Source organism: Acetatifactor sp. (assembly GCF_982438285.1).
Window position 1 is genome coordinate 1 of sequence record NZ_CEWDFQ010000017.1, and the last position, 17,693, is coordinate 17,693.

Below are 17,693 nucleotides of genomic sequence, written 5' to 3' on the forward strand. Positions count from 1 at the left end.
TAGCCAGGTTTTGAACTTCCAGAAGCTGCTCTCTAAGCTGTGCCGTCTGGGAGGCAATTCTGTGAGCCTCCTCGGGCTGATGGGCGTCCCGGAAAATTTTTTCCTGCCTGCCCGCCTCCTTTTCCAGTCTGGAAAGCCCTTCTTTTATGCGCTCCTTTGACAGCACAAACTCTGTAGCCGGATAAATACAGATATCCTCCAGCTTTTCAATAGAGCGCTGGCTTAAAATATCAAAGCTGCGGATGGACTCCACCTCGTCTCCCCACAGCTCGATCCGATAAGGATTTTCCTCCGTCAGGTCAAAAATATCCACAATGCCTCCTCTGACGGAAAACTGCCCGGGGCTCTCCACCTGGTAGCTCTTCTCATATCCCATTTCCACCAGGCGTCCCGCAAGCCAGGCCTCATCCAGGGTTCCTCCGCGCCGCACCGAAATCCGGTCGCCTTCCTCCCACAAAACCTGGGGCGTCATAAGCGCCGCATAGGTGGTGACAATGGTCACCGGCTTTTTCTCCATCAACCGCCGCAGTGTGCGGATCCTCTCTCTGATCAGCTGATTGCCATGGATATCTGCCTGAAAAAAAATCAGGTCCTTTGCCGGATACAACATGACATTTCTGTCATAAAATTTGTACTCCTCATAAATTTCCCTGGCCTTTAAGTCATTATAAGTAACGATGACCTTATATTTCAGGCCATCGCTCAAACCATAGATCATATGAAGCTTCTGGGAATCCACACACCCAGTCAGGGCTATTACGCCGACTCCCCTCTCAAGCGTCTGCTTCGTCTCCCGATATTCCGCCAATTCCGTAAGCGGCGCAAGTAATGCCTGCATATTCTGCCTCCCGTTCACCTCACACAGCCGAAGCTTCGTCCATATCCCCGGCCTTTTGATTAAATACATTCATGGCGGCGTCCGCATCCCGGGCGATCACCATCCGTATGGCCTCCGCCGCTCTTAACGCCGCCTTATCCATAACGCCGCGCTCTTTATCGGTAAAATGCCCCAGAACATAATCCGCCAGATCATATCCCTTGGGTTTTTCACCCACACCCATTTTCACACGGATAAATTGATCCGTGCCCAGGCGTGCAATAATATTTTTCAGTCCGTTATGCCCCCCGGCGCTTCCCTTTTTGCGAATCCGTATCTGCCCCGGCTTGAGGCTGATGTCATCCGATATGACGATCAGCTCACTGGTCTCATCCACTTTGTAATAATCCACAAGCTCCTTTACGCTGTCTCCGCTCAGATTCATAAAGGTCTGGGGCTTTGCCAGGATACATTTTTGTCCCTCCACATAGCCTTTGCCGATCACAGCCTTGTGCTTCTTCTCCAGAACGCCGATCTTTTCCTGCCCGGCCAAAACGTCTATCACGTCAAATCCGATATTATGTCTTGTATTTTCATAGGTTTTTCCGGGATTTCCCAGTCCAACAATAATATACACCGATACACCCGCTTTCTGCATTTTCGTGCATTGGTATTGTCTCATTTTTTTGCAAAAAATACAAGTGCCTTGGAAAAAGCAGCACAAAAAGGAGAGGCTGTGCGCCAGCTTCAAATTTCAGCCGGCAGCACAGCCCCCCTTACTCTCCAGAATACCTATTTACTCATACTCCCTGTCAGGCTCCTCCAAGGCTCTTTCATACCGCTCAAGTACAATACTCTGAATGGCTTCCCTGGTAGTGGAATTGATTGGATGTGCGATATCACGATATTCTCCATCCGTTGCCTTTTTACTTGGCATTGCAATAAACAATCCTTTTTCCCCCTCGATCACCTTGATATCATGCACCACGAATTCATCGTCTAAGGTGATAGATACAATAGCCTTCATTTTTCCTTCTTTTGTTATTTTGCGAACACGAACATCTGTTATCTGCATAAGGCATCCCCCTGGTCTGTTAATCTTTTGCTAAATGACATACCTTTCATTGCGCTCCACAACAATCTTAATTTCACCCTCGCCCACATAGTGAGAGTTTGCGCGTATGGTATCCCGGCTTTCCACGATACAATTTTCAATGTAGGTGTTGTCCCCGATATAAACATCATTTAAAATGATGCTATTCTTAATTACACAATTATTGCCCACGTAGCTCTCCTTAAAGATTACGGAATTTTCAACAGTTCCGTTGATAATACATCCGCTGGAAATCAGGCTGTTTTTGATATGTGCTCCCACATTGTACTTTGCAGGCGGCAGATCATCCACTTTAGAATAAATATCAGGATACTGCTTGAAGAAGTAATCCCGCACATCGGCCTTTAAAAAATCCATGTTGGTGTTGTAATAGTCCTCCACCGACGCGATGTTTCTCCAATAATCCCGCATCTTGTATCCGTAGATTCTCTTGATATCCTTATAGCGGATCAGGATATCCCTTACAAAATCATACCGGTCCTCTTCCGCACACTTCTCGATCATTTCTATCAGAAGTCTGCGGCGTATCACGTAGATTCCGCAGGAGATCGTGCTTGTCTTTGCCTTTAAGGGCTTCTCCTCAAACTCCTCAATGCGGCTCTCCTCATTCATGCGCACCGTGCCAAAGCGCTCTACGTCCGAGCCCGGCTCCATATCCCGGCACACCACCGTGATATCCGCCTTTTTATCAATATGGTATTCCAGCACCTTGTTGAAATCCATCTTGTAAACGCCGTCTCCGGAAGAGATGACCACATAGGGTTCATGACTGTTTTTTAAGAAGCTTAAGTTTTGGTAGATAGCGTCCGCCGTTCCTCTGTACCAGTTGCTGTTGTCCGCCGTCACCGCCGGTGTGAAAACGTAGAGGCCGCCCTGTTTACGTCCGAAGTCCCACCACTTAGAGGAGCTTAAATGCTCATTCAGGCTTCTCGCATTGTACTGCGTGAAAACTGCAACCTTCTGGATATGTGAGTTGGACATATTGCTCAAAGTAAAGTCGATGCTTCGGTAGCTGCCTGCAATCGGCATTGCGCAGATCGCTCTTTTCTGTGACAGTTCCCGCATTCTATGGTTGTTGCCGCCTGCTAAAATAATTCCAATTGCTCTCACTACTGTTCACCTGCCTTAATCAATGTTTTGCCGCTCTCCAGACGGGAGTTCTCATAATCCTCCGCTGTGGTGATTCCGAATACCACGGAATTTTTGCCCACGCTGACATCGTTTGGAATTACACTCTTTTCCCCCACAGTCACAATGCCATGATTATAGATATGGGGAGCCGTCTCATTTTCAGCCTCTTCCCCCACACCCATCTTCACCCGGCTGCCGATCTGCACGTTTTCCGCCACAATAGCCTTATTCAGCTCGCAGTCCTCGCCAATCACCGTCTGATTCATGATGATGGAGTCCCGGACCACGGTTCCTTTGCCGATTGTGACACCGCATCCGATCACGGAATTGTACACCTCGCCTGCAATGTCAGAGCCTTCTCCGATAATGCTTCTCTCCACCACACTGGTATCGGCAATGTACTGGGGCGGCAGGATTTCGCTCTTCGTGTAAATTTTCCAATACTCTTCATACAGGTTGAATTCCGGAACAATATCAATCAGCTCCATGTTGGCTTCCCAGTAGGAATTCAGTGTTCCAACATCCTTCCAGTAGCCGGTGAATTCAAAGGCATAGAGAGGCGCTTCCTTTTCATGGCAGTAGGGAATGACATGCTTTCCGAAATCCAAAGCTGGCTGCTCATTCATAGCAATCAGCGCTTCCTTTAAGGTTTTCCAGTTGAAGATGTAGATACCCATGCTTGCCAGATTGCTTCTGGGATGCTCAGGCTTCTCCTCAAACTCTACGATCCTCTTATTTTCATCGGTAATCATAATGCCGAAACGGCTTGCCTCCTCAATAGGAACAGGCATGACCGCTATGGTAACCTCGGCTCCGTTGGCCTTGTGGAAATCCAGCATCACCTCATAATCCATCTTGTATATGTGATCTCCGGAAAGAATCAGCACATAGTCAGGATTGAAGCTCTCCATGTATTCCAGGTTCTGGTAAATGGCGTTTGCCGTTCCCGTATACCACTCGCTGTTGGAGCTTTTTTCATAGGGCGGCAGAACCGTCACGCCTCCGATGTTACGGTCCAGATCCCACGGAATACCGATTCCGATGTGTGTGTTCAGCCGCAAGGGCTGATACTGGGTCAATACACCCACTGTATCCACTCCGGAGTTGATACAGTTGGAAAGAGGAAAGTCAATAATACGATATTTCCCCCCGAATGCTACGGCGGGCTTCGCGACCTTGGAGGTTAATCCCCCCAGACGGCTGCCCTGTCCGCCTGCCAATAACATGGCAATCATTTCTTTCTTAATCATGTCCTCACCTCTATCTAGCCTTTTACCAATTTATTGATGGACTTATTATAGCATATCCACCAAAGAAAGTGAATATTTATTCCTTAAATTTTTTGATTTTTTCCTTTTTTAATATGTATTTTTTACATTTTTCAAAATTTTACTTGTATTTATTTGTTTATTTTCTCCAATACAACTTGTATCATGTTCTTTTTTATCCCGTCATTTTAAACATTTTCGTTTTCCATTTGTTTTTTGTGTCCCAGGTGTATATAATATAGGTACAATAAATAAAAGGAAGTGCAATCATGTATCAAATAGATTTTTCGCATCCCTCTCGCGTTTATTTTGCCGGAATCGGCGGCATCAGCATGAGCGGTCTGGCTGAAATTCTGGCCGACGCAGGTTTTCAGGTGTCCGGCTCCGACAAAGTAAAAAGCTCCCTGACCCAGACGCTGGAAGCCAGGGGCATTTCCGTGTTTTACGGGCAGCGCCGGGAAAATATCACAGACGACATTGACTGCGTGGTCTTTACCAGCGCCATACACAAAGATAATCCTGAATACATCGCCGCCCATGAAAAGAACATACCCTGTCTGACCCGGGCTGAGCTTCTGGGACAGATTATGAAAAATTACAGTACTCCCATAGCAGTCAGCGGCACTCACGGGAAAACCACCACAACCTCCATGATCAGCGAAATTCTCCTGTGTGCAGACAAGGATCCGACCTTGTCCATCGGCGGCATGCTCAAAACCATAGGCGGCAATATACGCGTGGGGAAATCCGGCCTGTTTGTCACGGAGGCCTGTGAGTACACCAACAGCTTTTTAAGCTTTTTTCCAAAAATTGGAATCATATTAAATATAGAAGAAGATCATTTGGACTTTTTTAAGGATATCGAGGAAATCCGTCTCTCCTTTCACCGTTTTGCCAAGCTTTTGCCTGCAGACGGCGCTCTGATTATAAACGGTGACATTCCCCGTCTTGGGGAAATCATCCAGGGGTTGTCCTGCCGCGTCATAACCTTCGGCGCACACAGTACAGGCGCAGACGGTGGTCCTATGGATTACTATCCCTCCCGGATAGAACACGATGAATGGGGGCATCCCTCCTTTCAGCTTCACAGCCCCGGCGGCTGCGTACGAGAATTCCGCCTTCAGGTGCCCGGTGACCACAATGTAAGCAATGCCATTGCGGCTGCAGCCCTAGCGGATCTGCTTGGCATTGACAGCGCCGTTACCGCGAAGGCTCTCCTTGCCTTCTCCGGCACCGACAGGCGTTTTGAGTACAAGGGCAAAATTGGCGGGGTCACCATAATAGATGATTATGCACATCATCCCACAGAAATTACTGCAACCTTAAAGGCTGCTGAAAATATTTCCCACAACACCCTCTGGTGTGTTTTTCAGCCTCACACCTATTCCCGCACCAAGGCCTTTTTAAAGGACTTTGCACTGGCTTTGTGTCGTGCCGACAAGGTGGTGCTGGCAGATATCTATGCAGCCAGGGAAACAGATACGCTGGGGATCAGCTCCGATACATTAAAGAAGGAAATCGAAGCCCTGGGACATGAATGCTTTTACTTTCCCTCCTTTGATGAGATTGAAAATTTTCTTTTGGAAAATTGCACAACCGGAGACCTGTTGATAACTATGGGGGCCGGAGACGTGCATAAAATAGGCGAAACTCTTCTTGGAATGTAGTTGTCCACATTATCCACAGTCCGGGCGGCAGATAACATTCCCCTTGGTCTGTGGATAAGCTCCCGCCTTTTTGTGGACAGCCCCGGTGCCGTTTTCCGCACTTTCTCTTTAGAAAAACGAAATTATCCACATTGTCCACATTATCCACATTTTACCCCTGGGTGCGGCGTTTACAAGGGTTTCAGGAAATTGACTATTTCTTTTTCAAAAGCCTTATGCTATACTGTGATTTGCTTTTAAAGTGACGGGTAAGGGAAAGGATATTGTTGTTATGGCACGATTGACAATTTACAAGGACGACTATGCAGATTCTACCGCCGTGTCCAACCGCTTTATCGATGAATATATGAAGGATGCCAACGACGCTCAGCTGAAGGTCTATCTGTACCTTGTGCGCATGCTGAACGCCAATCTGGCTACCAGTGTGTCCGATATTGCAGATAAGTTTAATCACACGGAGAAGGATGTCATTCGTGCATTGAAATATTGGGAGAAGCAAAAGCTTCTGGACCTGGATTACGATGAGGACAAAAATCTCACCGGCATACATATGCGGGAGCTAAAAGGAACCAGCACCCAAAAATCGGACGAAAGCCCCGGTGCATTTTCCAGACAGGCTCCTGTTTCTTCTCCGCTTTCCTCCCAGGACGCCTCCGCAGCCGGGGCTTCTCCTTTTGCAAAGCCGGTTTATTCGGCGGACAGGCTCAGGCAGTTTAAGGACAGCGAAGAAGCCGCCCAGCTTCTTTTTATTGCAGAGTCCTACATTGGCCGTCCTCTGACTCCCTCCGAGATGAAAACCATCCTCTTTTTCACGGATGTGCTTCATTTTTCGGATGATTTAATTGACTATCTTCTGCAGTATTGTGTCGACCGTGGAAAAAAAGATTTCCGGTACATAGAAAAGGTTGCGGTAAACTGGGCGCAGGAGGGAATCACCACGCCAAAGCAGGCCCAGAAATTTTCCTCCAAATATGATAAGAACGTTTATGCCATCATGAATGAGCTGGGCAAAAGCGCTTCCCCTACCGCCAGGGAGGTAGAATATATCACCCGCTGGATCAGGGAATACGGCTTTACCCTTGATATTATTCTGGAGGCCTGCCAGCGGACGGTGCTGGCAACCGACAAGCACCGCTTTGAATATACGGAAGGTATTTTGAGCAGCTGGAAGCAGGCGGATGTCCACCACAAATCGGATATCCGAAGGATAGACGATCAATTTCAGAAACGGAAGAGCGCTCCTAAGACCACTTCCAATAAATTCAACCAGTTTACACAAAACAGTTATGATTTTGACGCGCTGGAAAAGGAAATTCTGAGCAATTAATCCCAGAGGGGCCCGTCCCCTTTTTCCACGCTCTGCAAGAAGGAGAATATCCGTGGCGTTAGGCAACCAACAGTACGAATCTATTATGAGAGGCTATGAACAAAAGCAGGACCAAAGCCGCAGAGAGGCGGCCAGGCGCAGGGAGCAGGTCTACAGCAAGGTTCCAGACTACCGCAGGCTGGAGGATTCCGTAAGCGCTCTATCCGTTTCCATGGTGAAGGAAATGCTTTCCGGTTCCGGACAGACGAAAGAGGATATCCATGCCTCTCTGAGGGAGCTTTCCCTGCGTAAAAAAAAGCTTCTGACCGACGCCGGTTTTCCGGAGGATTATCTGGAGCCCATATATCATTGCAGTCTCTGCAGGGATACCGGCTATGTGGAGACTCCTTCCGGAAGAAAGGAAAAATGCCGCTGCTTTCGTCTGCAGGAGATCACTCTTTTGTATGAGCAGTCCAACATTCAGAATGTGATTTCCAAAGAGAATTTTTCCACCTTATCTTATGAATATTACACCGGCGACGACCTGAAAAGGTTTGAAGCCGCCGTGGAAATCTGCCGAAATTTTGTACAAAATTTCAAACAGGACTATCACAATCTTTTTTTCTATGGTACAGTAGGAACAGGAAAGAGCTTTTTGTCCGGCTGTGTTGCCAATGAGCTGCTGGGGGAGGGATATTCTGTCATCTATTTCAGCGCATCGGAGCTGTTTGATCTGCTTGCACGTTATTCCTTTGACGCAAAAGCGAAGGAATCTCTTTATGGCTTTTATCAGGATTTATATCACTGCGATCTGATCATTATTGATGACCTTGGCACGGAAATGACAAATACCTTTGTCACTTCCCAGCTTTTTTCCTGCCTGAATGAGAGACATCTGCGCCAAAAAGCCACTATTATTTCCACCAATCTCAGCTTAGAGGAGCTGCGTGACCGCTATTCAGACCGCATTTTCTCCAGAATCACCAGTAATTACACGATCTGCAAGCTGACTGGACCTGACATAAGAATCTATAAGAAACGCATGGCAAATTCGCCAAACCTATAGAAAGTGAGGATATTTCATGGCAAACCGCGAAGAAAAGCGCAATTTGGAGACCATCCCCGTTGGCTCTCTGGGTATCATTCCTCTGGAGGGCTGCAGGCCCTTGGGAGAAAAAGTAGACAAATTTCTTGTAAAATGGAGAGCGGAACGTGAAAGCGAGCACAAGGAATCCCTGGCCTTTTCCGGCTATCAGAGAAACTCCTATCTGCTGAACGCAAAGGTTCCACGTTTTGGTTCAGGGGAAGCCAAGGGAATGATTCTGGAATCCGTAAGAGGCACGGATTTGTATATTCTAGTGGATGTGTGCAATTACTCCATGACCTACTCTCTGTGCGGCCATGAAAATCATATGTCACCGGACGATCACTATCAGGATTTAAAGCGTATCATCGCCGCAGTAGGTGGAAAGGCGCGGCGCATTACCGTAATCATGCCTTTTCTTTACGAGAGCCGCCAGCACAAGCGCACCTCACGGGAATCCCTTGACTGCGCCCTGGCGCTGCAGGAGCTTGTTCGCATGGGTGTTGACAATATTATCACCTTTGACGCCCACGATCCCAGAGTGCAGAATGCCATTCCCCTTCACGGCTTTGAGACCGTCCAGCCTGCCTACCAGTTTATCAAGGGACTTTTGCGCAACGTAAAAGAGCTGCAGATCGATTCCGATCACATGATGGTGATCAGCCCCGACGAGGGCGGTATGGGACGGGCCATTTATATTGCAAACGTCCTCGGACTCGACATGGGAATGTTCTACAAGCGCCGGGATTACACCCGGGTGGTGAACGGACGCAATCCCATTGTAGCCCATGAATTCTTAGGCACCAGTGTAGAGGGAAAGGACATGATCATCATAGACGACATGATCTCCTCTGGGGAAAGCGTTTTGGAAGTGGCCGCCGCCTTAAAGCAGCGCAAGGCCAGCAAAATATTTGTATTTGCCACCTTCGGTCTGTTTACCAGCGGACTGGACAAGTTTGACAGGGCCTATGAAAACGGCATTATCGATAAGGTATTGACCACCAACCTGATTTACCAGACCCCTGAGCTTCTGCAGCGGGAGTGGTACATTAACTGCGACCTGAGCAAATACATCGCCTACATTATCGATACCCTAAACCACGACTCCTCTATCAGCGATCTGTTAAACCCCAATGAGAGGATTCAAAATATTGTAGCACGGTACAAAAAGGGAGAGCTTTAAATACCCCAGAGGCTGCTGCTTTGACAATCAAAAATCTGTCAGGGCGGCAGCCTTTCTATTTCAGGTACTTGACAATATCTATCCACTGCTATATAATTCTAAATTGTTAACTCATATGTCTTTTTCTGGTTAACAATAATATGAGTGACTGTGAACTCGACTCCTGGTATCAGAAACTGGGCGTAATAACCAAAATAACGGTGACGAGCTACTGCTTCGGAATCCGTTTTTGGTTATTATGACCAGTTTCGTGACTTCGCCAGCTTGTTTCTCAATTACTTATTCATAATTTTACATTGAAAGGAACTTGTCATGAATCACAAAACTTCCACCATCACCTTAAAATCAAACACAAAGCAGATGGCCCTGGTGGGCCTGATGGCTGCGGTAATCTGTATTCTGGGCCCCATTTCCCTTACGATCCCCATAAGTCCCGTCCCCATCTCTCTGGGCTCTATGGCGGTCTATTTTGCAGTTTCCGTTCTGGGCATGCGCAGGGGAACTGTCAGCGTAATCATTTATGTGCTTCTGGGTTTTGCAGGGCTTCCTGTGTTTTCGGGCTTCAGCGGCGGCGCAGGAAAGCTGTTTGGTCCCACAGGAGGATATATCATAGGCTTTCTTTTTATGGCTTTTATCTGTGGTTTTTTTGTGGACCGTTTTTCCGATAAGGTCTTGTTTCTTTTTCCGGGAATGCTCCTTGGCACAGCCTGCTGCTATCTTTTCGGCACTGCATGGCTTTCCTATCAGGCCTCCCTCACCTTTGCTGAGGCTTTGGCTGCCGGCGTGATTCCCTTTCTTCCGGGAGATCTGGTAAAGCTTGTGCTTGCCCTGTCCATCGGCCTGCAGCTGCGCAGACGGCTGCAAAAAGCGGGTCTCTTGTAAAGACCCGCCAATCTCATTTTTGCCTCAGAAACTGCGCAATTTCAATCAGACGCTCTGCGCATGCCTCAAAAAACATCTGATAGCCCGCACAAAAATAGTTTTTCCAGGTTTCCGTATCATCTGCCCTTACTCTGCACCGTCTGCAGCCTCCCCGGCACAAAAAAAGCCACCGGCACTGCCTGCAGTCCTGGCTTATTCTCCGGGATTCCTCCACAAAGCCTACGGCCCTTTCGCAGTCTGTCAGGCTCTGGATTCTGTCCGTATTATAATTGCCCAGCCTATACTCGTCCAATACATAAAAATCACAGGGGTAGGCGCTGCCGTCCGCCTCTGCAACGCATTGTATGCTGCAGACCCCGTTTTGCTCACAGGCCTCCGGCGGATACCCCAAAAGCATTCCAATATAATTCTCAAACAGACGGATATACGGCGCCTTTCCTCTGCGCCAGTCCTTGTCCCACAGACGAAAAAGACGGATCAAAAATCTGCCCCACACTTCCGGCGTAAGAGAATATTCCGCCTTCCCCCAGCTTTCATAGAGGGGATCCAGGCATAAAATATACTGCTGATATTTCCAGCCTCTCCTCTTGTATTCCCCGTAAATATCCCCGATGCTCTCTGCAGTCTGGCGGGTGACCACCGTGAGAATATTGTATTCTACTCTGTGCTCCTCCAGCAGCTGGACGTTGCGGCAGATTCTGTCATAGGTTGGCGCTCCGCCCTTGTCATGCCGGTATCCGTCATGTACTGTCTTTGTTCCGTCCACGGATACTCCCACCAGAAAGTCGCCCTCCCGAAATAATCTGCACCATTCCTCGTCAATACAAAGCCCGTTGGTCTGCAGTGCGTTTTTTATGCGGACATGGTTTTTATTATATTTTTGCTCCAGCTCCAGCGCTTTTCTGAAAAAATCAATTCCTCTAAGCGTCGGCTCTCCCCCCTGGAAAGCAAAACAGATTTCCCCCTGTGCCTGAAGCAAGGCCTTTCTGATAATATTTTTTAAGGTTTCCTCGGACATCATGCCATAGCATTTTATCCCTCGCTTTGAGGACTCGTCCACATAAAAGCAATAGCTGCATTTCATATTGCACAGGCTTGAGACCGGCTTTATCAAAATTGTCCGCAAAACCATCCGTTGTTTCTCCCTGTTTTCATTTCCTCTTCCTGCCTTGACATTCTCCTTTTTCCTGCTATACTAAAAGAGCTGAATTTTCCCATACGAAACATTTCAGCCAAAACCCCGGTGAGTTCGAAACCTTCCTCACCAACCCGTCTTCTGACGGCAAAAAAACAAAACTAAAGGAGAAAACAAATGAACAAAAAGGTATTATTTATCGTCCACGCAGCGGTTATCGCTGCTCTTTACGTTGTGCTCACTCTGGCAGCCAACGCTCTGGGATTGGCAAATTATGCCATTCAGGTCCGCTTTTCAGAAGCCCTGACCATTCTTCCCCTTTTTACGCCAGCCGCCATACCGGGCCTGTTTGCAGGCTGTATCCTGGCCAATTTTATGACTGGATGCCTGCCCTGGGATATTGTGCTGGGAAGCACCGCCACATTGATTGGCGCCTTTGGAACCTATCTGCTTCGAGGCCTCAGAGTAAAGTGGCCGGCAGTGCTGCCTCCCATTCTGGCAAACGTTCTGATCGTTCCTTTTGTACTTGCCTATGTGTACCGTTTTGAAGGCTCCATCCCTTATTTCATGCTCACCGTAGGCATCGGAGAAGTGATTTCCTGCGGCGTTCTTGGAATGCTTTTGTACAGCATCCTGAAGCGCTACCGGAAATATCTGTTTCCTACTCCACTCTCATATAAGTGATAAAACGGTTTCCGTTTTCACTAAGCCACTGTGTGGTATCATTCATTCCATTTTGGTAAAGCCGTCCGGTAGACGGTTCCATGATCACTACATTATACTCATTAAATCCGGTGATCAGAACCGCCTCCCCATTTTCCAGCATGGCCAGTACGGGGATATCCTGATTTACATAATAGAGCACCGCATCCAGACTGCAGCCTGTCAAATCCAGAATCTGGGCATCCGGCAGGTTTTCCTGCAGAATGTCCAGCGCCGTCTGTCCCTGGCTCAGCAGATACTCGGCGTTTCGGATAATGCCCTCATATTCCAGCATAGTGTCCAGACATACCGCCAGGCTTCCCCTTTCCTCTGTGACACTTTCCTCCGTAATGGCCATGATCTGGTTTCTCGTCACACGGTTTCCCCGAAGCCACACAATGCTTCCGCTGTTGTCCACCACAACGCCCGCCATATCATAAGCCAGATTCACGGCTCTGGAGGGAAGGCTGTAAATACCTTCCACTCCGTAAGGTCCATAAACATAATATCTGGCAGTTTCCTGTTCGGAGGGCAGTGCAAGCTCCCGTCCCCCTTCAAATACCATCTCTTTGGGCGTCAGTATCTGGATCGTACTGCTGTCAATGGTATTTCTGGTCTGTATCTGCACATATCTTTCATAGATGTCGATATCCGCCGCAACCACCACGTTTTTTCCCTGCTCTGGTTCCACATTATTCATGATCTGATCCTGGGCGACAGTCTCGTAGGCTCCATTTTCCAGCCTGATCACTCTGTCCAGCGTAATCTGGTTGTCCCGCACCGTGCATCCGGTCACATAAATATTGTCCTGGGCATATTCCATCAAAGGCTCGCCCTGGGAATTACAGATCCGCACACAGTACATAGGAAAAAAGACGCTTCCGGAGCTGTCCTCCGTCACATCCTCCCTTCGCGCGATTCCATAAATCACATCTTCTCCCATAAACCCAAGGGGAAGGATGGCGTCCCCCGCCTCTGCGGCAATTTCACTCTCAGTACCGTTTCCCAGGTTTTTGATATGCAGCCTGCTTCCGTGATAGAAATCCTCTCCCTCCATCCACACGATGATCTTATGGTTCTCGGAGACCTGCATACTATCATCCTGGGAGATGTGCACCAGCTGGGAATAGGTTTTTCCCTCCAGATTAATTTCATACACGATATTGTCCAGGGAAAGATACAGCTTTTGATCCCGGCTTAAATACAAAAGCCGCTCCATCTCCGCCGCAAGCACAGCGTATGAATTTTGATAAGGTATATAAATCAATTCCTCAATGGTATTCAGGGAATTGTCATAATTATAAATCTGGATTCCAACCTGTCCCTCATGCCGTCCCCGGTTCATATAGCCGTACACTGCAAAGGCTACGTTTCCCCCTTCATCCACGTCCAGTATTTTAATGGAATGCTCTCCATACAGCGTCCTGGCATCCCTATTGTTCTCATCATAAAAGCTGAAAATCACCGTGAGCTTGTTGTTGGTCACATTATAGCTGAAAAGCTGGTTTGCCGCCAAAAATACAACTACATTTCCGTCCCCGCTCTCCACCATGGGCACATTTTCATCTGTAATTCCCAGCAGTATCTTGTTGTTTGCATACATATTCTGTACATCCGGTATCTGGGTCATGGTTCTCTCATAGTCCAGAACATACATTCTGTCTGTGGTGTAGCGCACCCGATAGTATTCTTCTACCTGGTAATACACCGTTTCCTCTTCCCCGGAAGTACAGACCATATAATTTATAAGTATGGAAGCGGTCTGGCTTGCAATCTCTTTTAAGGATACCACAGGCTCTCCCACCTCTTCCACCGGCAGGTCTCCCCATGTGATCTGCCTGAAGCTGCTGTGTATATTTACCTTGTGAAAGGAGCTGTTGTCTTCTAAGGAGGAATCTGTTTCAAGATACTTGGTCAGCTCCTCTGCAGCCGTTCTATCGTACAGGCGCTCATGAAAGTCCGTTACAAAGGCAAGCTTTTCATCTACATAAGAGCTGTCGCTCCACAGGGCCCGCGTATAGTACCGCAGCTGCGTATCCTCATCCACCTCAAGCACCACAGCCAGAGAATATTCCGTGTCCTTCTCAATCAAATCCTTCAGGGAAATGGTCCCATAAATCTGCTCCCCGTCCGTCTGATAATCTGTCACAGGCGTATCCTCTATGAGACGCTGGCCGTCCGTGCTTCTGACCTCTATGGAAATTCCTGTAATATTGCGTCCATAGGTGTCCACAGTAAAATCGGTGCTGCGGCTTTCATTCAAAACCGTCACGGTGTCCCTTTGGAAGGCTGTCTCCATGGCCTCCCTATACCCATGGAGCTGGTTATATGCAATTCCATTTCTCTCCATGGTGACAATAGGATAGGTTGCCTCTGCAAGCTCCATGGTGAGATTATCATGTCCTTGATTCATAATTCTGCCCGCTGCAATCAGGGACACAATAAATACTGCCAGAAAGACAGATAATTTTATTATGGTTTTCTTCATGCTCTACTTCCTATTCCTTCAAAAGCTTCTGCAGCGTAGGCTCTATATGCAGAAATTCCATGATGCTCTGAAGCTTTGTGTCTCCAGAAACAGTCCCTATTCCCTTCCCAGGCTGCATTTTCTTTGTTTTTATGGCGCGTATCAGAAGATTCTTCGGCGTATGCTCCATGTCAATAAACTCAAGGATCTGAGTGTGATATCCCATCTGCTCCAGGAAATCCGCCCGCAGGGCATCCGTAATCAACGCAGACATTCTCTCCTTGATTACCCCATACTTCAGCACAGGCTCCAGAACGTCACAATGAATCTGCCCGTTGACCTCATGCTGGCAGCAGGGAACCGCCATAATCACCTCCGCTCCCCATTTCACAGCCTTCTCCAGGGCATAATCCGTAGCCGTATCACAGGCATGGAGCGAAACCACCATGTCAATCTTCTGCTCCCCCTGATAGGTGCTGATATCTCCCTTTTCAAACTGCAGTCCATCATAGTGCAGAGACTTTGCAAGCAGGCTGCAGCGTTCAATGACCTCTTCCTTCAAATCCAGCCCCGTTACCTGAATCTCTCTTTTTTTCAGCTGGTGAAGGTAATAGTACATGGCAAAGGTCAGGTAGGATTTTCCACATCCAAAATCTATAATCCGGATACAGCGGTCCTTTGGAAGGGCGTCCAATACATCCTCGATAAATTCCAGATATCGGTTGATCTGACGGAACTTATCGTACTTTGCCCGCACAATTTTCCCTTCTGGAGTCTGCACGCCAAGCCCCACCAGAAAATCCACAGGAATTCCCTCCTGCAGAATATAGCGCTTACTGCGGTCATGGGACAAATTCCGGGATAAGGGGGCATTCCCAGTCTTTTGTCCCTCCTGTTGGGACAGACGCCTTTTTTTCACCGTCACCTTTCCCTTTTTGCTCACAAGGACAGCCGCCTCCCAAAAGACGCCCTTAAGCTGGGCCTGGCCAAACAGCCCGCTCATATCCTTCAGAATTTTTGCCTTCATCTCTTCCTTTGTATAGTTGGTATGAAACACCTGATTTCCCCGGTACAGGGTTTCCTGAAACAGCAGGGCTCCCTTCAAAAGCACCGGGCGGACCTTGCTCTTCATCGCCTGTTTTTCATCCCGGGAATTGCTTAAAATGATCTGTATCAAATCCTGGTTCAGTATCTGCTCCAGCAGCTGTTCTAATTCTTCCATTCTTCTTTCCTTCTCGTCATAATCTCCTTCAGACAGGCGTTCTTGCAAGCAAGGCGCTTATCCGAAGGAGATTATGACTCTGCTCAGTCGCGCAAAAAAGTTACTACAACATAGTCCGGCCATGCCATGACTATATTGTAATAACTTTGCCTTAAAATCACAACTAAAATTTTCGGTTCCCCTAAAAAGCAAAAAATCCTCTTTTTCCGCCATGCCGGCGCTTGTAAATCTCATTGCACAAAAGCACTTGTATCATGTTCTCCATCCAGTGCCATTTCTCACCGGATGGATCGGATTCCTCCATTGCTTCCATTTCTTCATTCTGCAATATCTTCAGAATGGTTTTTGTCATATGAAACAGACTGTACCGGTCAGGATACTCGTCGTATATCATGCTTCCCTCATAATCCATTTTGTCCAATATTTCCGCTACCCTGCGCTGGTATTTTCTTACTTCAATGGGATAGGTCTGCTGCAGATATTCCAGGTCCCGCAGTACGGTATTTTCCTTCCCGGGGCCAAAATAACCGGGATGCGTCATGTAAAAGGGAAGGGGCTTTTTCATTCTTTGCTCAATATCCATACCCAGTGCCTCTTATCTCTTTTTCATAGCATATGCAAAAAAAACCTTCCTGTTACGATGTTTATGGGATGGAAATCTCTATTTCAGCGCCTGGATGCGGGCCATAGCCCGATACAGCGCCGTCTCCGCCCTCGCTATATCCGTTTTCGGCGTAGGGCTTTCCAGACGCTCTTGGGCCCTCTGCAGCGCAGCCGCCGCCCGCTCGGCGTCAATCTCCTCCGGCCACTCAATGATTTCCGCCAAAATAGTCATCTGATCGGGAAGAATTTCCACAAAGCCCGCATGAAGGGCGGCACGCTTTTCCCCCTCCGGTTCATAAATGTACAATATCCCCGGCTTTATAATCACAGTCAGCGGAATGTGCCCGGGCAGCACTCCTATCTGTCCCTCTGTGGTATTGAATTCCACCATATTTGCCTCGCCCTCATAAAACACCCGGTCAGGCGTGATAATGCGCAGGTGAAAGCTTTTGTCCACTGTCATAATGCTGCCTCTCCTTCCGCGCTACTTCAGCTTTGCCACCACGTCGTCGATTCCTCCCACATTCAGGAAATAGCTTTCCGGAATATCATCATATCTGCCCTCCAGAATCTCCTGAAAGCCCCGGATAGTTTCACTCACCGGCACATATTTTCCTTCCAGGCCGGTAAACTGTCCTGCCACAAAGAAGGGCTGGGATAAAAACCTCTGTACCTTTCTGGCCCTGGAAACCAAAAGCTTATCCGACTCTGAGAGCTCGTCCATTCCCAGTATGGCAATGATATCCTGCAGCTCCTTATACCGCTGTAATATCTCCTGCACCCCGCGGGCCGTTTTGTAATGCTCCTCACCTACAATCCTTGGGTCCAGAATGCGGGAGGAGGATTCCAGAGGGTCTACCGCCGGATAAATTCCCAGCTCCACAATAGAACGGGACAAAACAGTGGTGGCGTCCAGATGGGCAAAGGTGGTGGCAGGCGCCGGGTCTGTCAGATCATCCGCAGGCACATACACTGCCTGCACTGAGGTGATAGAGCCCTTCTTTGTGGAAGTGATTCTCTCCTGCAGGGCGCCCATCTCCGTCTGCAGAGTGGGCTGATAGCCAACTGCGGAGGGCATACGTCCCAGCAGGGCAGACACCTCGCTTCCCGCC

General features: G+C 48.2%; 16 protein-coding genes and 1 pseudogene. 6 read left to right on the forward strand and 11 right to left on the reverse strand.

Features of this window, described 5'->3' with window-relative positions; all coding sequences use genetic code 11:
- From AC1WIP_RS01735 to AC1WIP_RS01755, 5 genes and pseudogenes are all read right to left on the reverse strand, one after another.
- Positions 1–838 (reverse strand): annotated as a pseudogene (locus AC1WIP_RS01735) (transcription-repair coupling factor); the annotation flags it as partial.
- 19 nt (positions 839–857) lie between these two features.
- Positions 858–1,454, reverse strand: a complete 597-nt coding sequence (pth, locus tag AC1WIP_RS01740; RefSeq protein ID WP_481140187.1) for an aminoacyl-tRNA hydrolase — start codon at positions 1,452–1,454, stop codon at positions 858–860.
- Positions 1,455–1,613: 159 nt separating this feature from the next.
- Positions 1,614–1,892, reverse strand: coding sequence for a septation regulator SpoVG (gene spoVG / locus AC1WIP_RS01745; protein ID WP_481140188.1), 279 nt, complete (start codon positions 1,890–1,892; stop codon positions 1,614–1,616).
- Positions 1,893–1,922: 30 nt separating this feature from the next.
- Positions 1,923–3,041: a glucose-1-phosphate adenylyltransferase subunit GlgD gene (glgD, locus tag AC1WIP_RS01750; RefSeq protein WP_481140189.1), complete on the reverse strand. Its 1,119-nt coding sequence runs from the start codon at positions 3,039–3,041 to the stop codon at positions 1,923–1,925.
- Positions 3,041–4,312: a glucose-1-phosphate adenylyltransferase gene (locus AC1WIP_RS01755; protein WP_481140190.1), complete on the reverse strand. Its 1,272-nt coding sequence runs from the start codon at positions 4,310–4,312 to the stop codon at positions 3,041–3,043. The genes glgD and AC1WIP_RS01755 overlap by 1 nt, the downstream gene beginning before the upstream one ends.
- 287 nt (positions 4,313–4,599) lie before the next feature.
- Here AC1WIP_RS01755 and murC point away from each other — a divergent pair, with 287 nt between their 5' ends.
- The 5 genes from murC (at position 4,600) to AC1WIP_RS01780 (ending at position 10,452) form a co-directional block, all read left to right on the forward strand.
- A complete protein-coding gene (gene murC, locus AC1WIP_RS01760; protein ID WP_481140191.1) occupies positions 4,600–5,997 on the forward strand; it encodes a UDP-N-acetylmuramate--L-alanine ligase in 1,398 nt (465 codons plus the stop codon).
- A 271-nt stretch (positions 5,998–6,268) separates the two neighbouring features.
- Positions 6,269–7,324: a DnaD domain protein gene (locus AC1WIP_RS01765; protein ID WP_481140192.1), complete on the forward strand. Its 1,056-nt coding sequence runs from the start codon at positions 6,269–6,271 to the stop codon at positions 7,322–7,324.
- A 52-nt stretch (positions 7,325–7,376) separates the two neighbouring features.
- Positions 7,377–8,369, forward strand: coding sequence for an ATP-binding protein (locus AC1WIP_RS01770; protein ID WP_481140193.1), 993 nt, complete (start codon positions 7,377–7,379; stop codon positions 8,367–8,369).
- 16 nt (positions 8,370–8,385) lie between these two features.
- Positions 8,386–9,570, forward strand: a complete 1,185-nt coding sequence (locus AC1WIP_RS01775) for a ribose-phosphate pyrophosphokinase (protein ID WP_481140194.1) — start codon at positions 8,386–8,388, stop codon at positions 9,568–9,570.
- A 312-nt stretch (positions 9,571–9,882) separates the two neighbouring features.
- Positions 9,883–10,452 (forward strand): biotin transporter BioY, encoded by a 570-nt coding sequence (locus tag AC1WIP_RS01780; protein WP_481140195.1) that lies wholly within the window; start codon positions 9,883–9,885, stop codon positions 10,450–10,452.
- Positions 10,453–10,465: 13 nt separating this feature from the next.
- On the opposite strand, the gene AC1WIP_RS01785 is transcribed toward AC1WIP_RS01780, so the two are convergent.
- Entirely contained in the window at positions 10,466–11,584 is a 1,119-nt protein-coding gene (locus AC1WIP_RS01785; RefSeq protein ID WP_481140196.1) for an anaerobic sulfatase maturase, read from the reverse strand.
- 180 nt (positions 11,585–11,764) lie between these two features.
- On the opposite strand from AC1WIP_RS01785, the gene AC1WIP_RS01790 reads away from it, so the two are divergent.
- Entirely contained in the window at positions 11,765–12,271 is a 507-nt protein-coding gene (locus AC1WIP_RS01790) for a QueT transporter family protein (protein ID WP_318708400.1), read from the forward strand.
- Here the strand turns inward: AC1WIP_RS01790 and AC1WIP_RS01795 are convergent.
- The 5 genes from AC1WIP_RS01795 to AC1WIP_RS01815 form a co-directional block, all read right to left on the reverse strand.
- A complete protein-coding gene (locus AC1WIP_RS01795) occupies positions 12,249–14,777 on the reverse strand; it encodes a hypothetical protein (RefSeq protein ID WP_481140197.1) in 2,529 nt (842 codons plus the stop codon). The two genes, AC1WIP_RS01790 and AC1WIP_RS01795, sit on opposite strands and share 23 nt — an antisense overlap.
- A 10-nt stretch (positions 14,778–14,787) precedes the next feature.
- Positions 14,788–15,978 (reverse strand): class I SAM-dependent methyltransferase, encoded by a 1,191-nt coding sequence (locus AC1WIP_RS01800; RefSeq protein WP_481140198.1) that lies wholly within the window; start codon positions 15,976–15,978, stop codon positions 14,788–14,790.
- A 181-nt stretch (positions 15,979–16,159) separates the two neighbouring features.
- Positions 16,160–16,561 (reverse strand): hypothetical protein, encoded by a 402-nt coding sequence (locus tag AC1WIP_RS01805; RefSeq protein WP_481140199.1) that lies wholly within the window; start codon positions 16,559–16,561, stop codon positions 16,160–16,162.
- A gap of 78 nt (positions 16,562–16,639) precedes the next feature.
- Positions 16,640–17,044 (reverse strand): ATP synthase F1 subunit epsilon, encoded by a 405-nt coding sequence (gene atpC / locus AC1WIP_RS01810; RefSeq protein WP_481140200.1) that lies wholly within the window; start codon positions 17,042–17,044, stop codon positions 16,640–16,642.
- A 21-nt stretch (positions 17,045–17,065) separates the two neighbouring features.
- A partial coding sequence (locus tag AC1WIP_RS01815) for an ATP synthase beta subunit C-terminal domain-containing protein (protein WP_481140201.1) occupies positions 17,066–17,693 on the reverse strand: 628 nt, incomplete at its 5' end.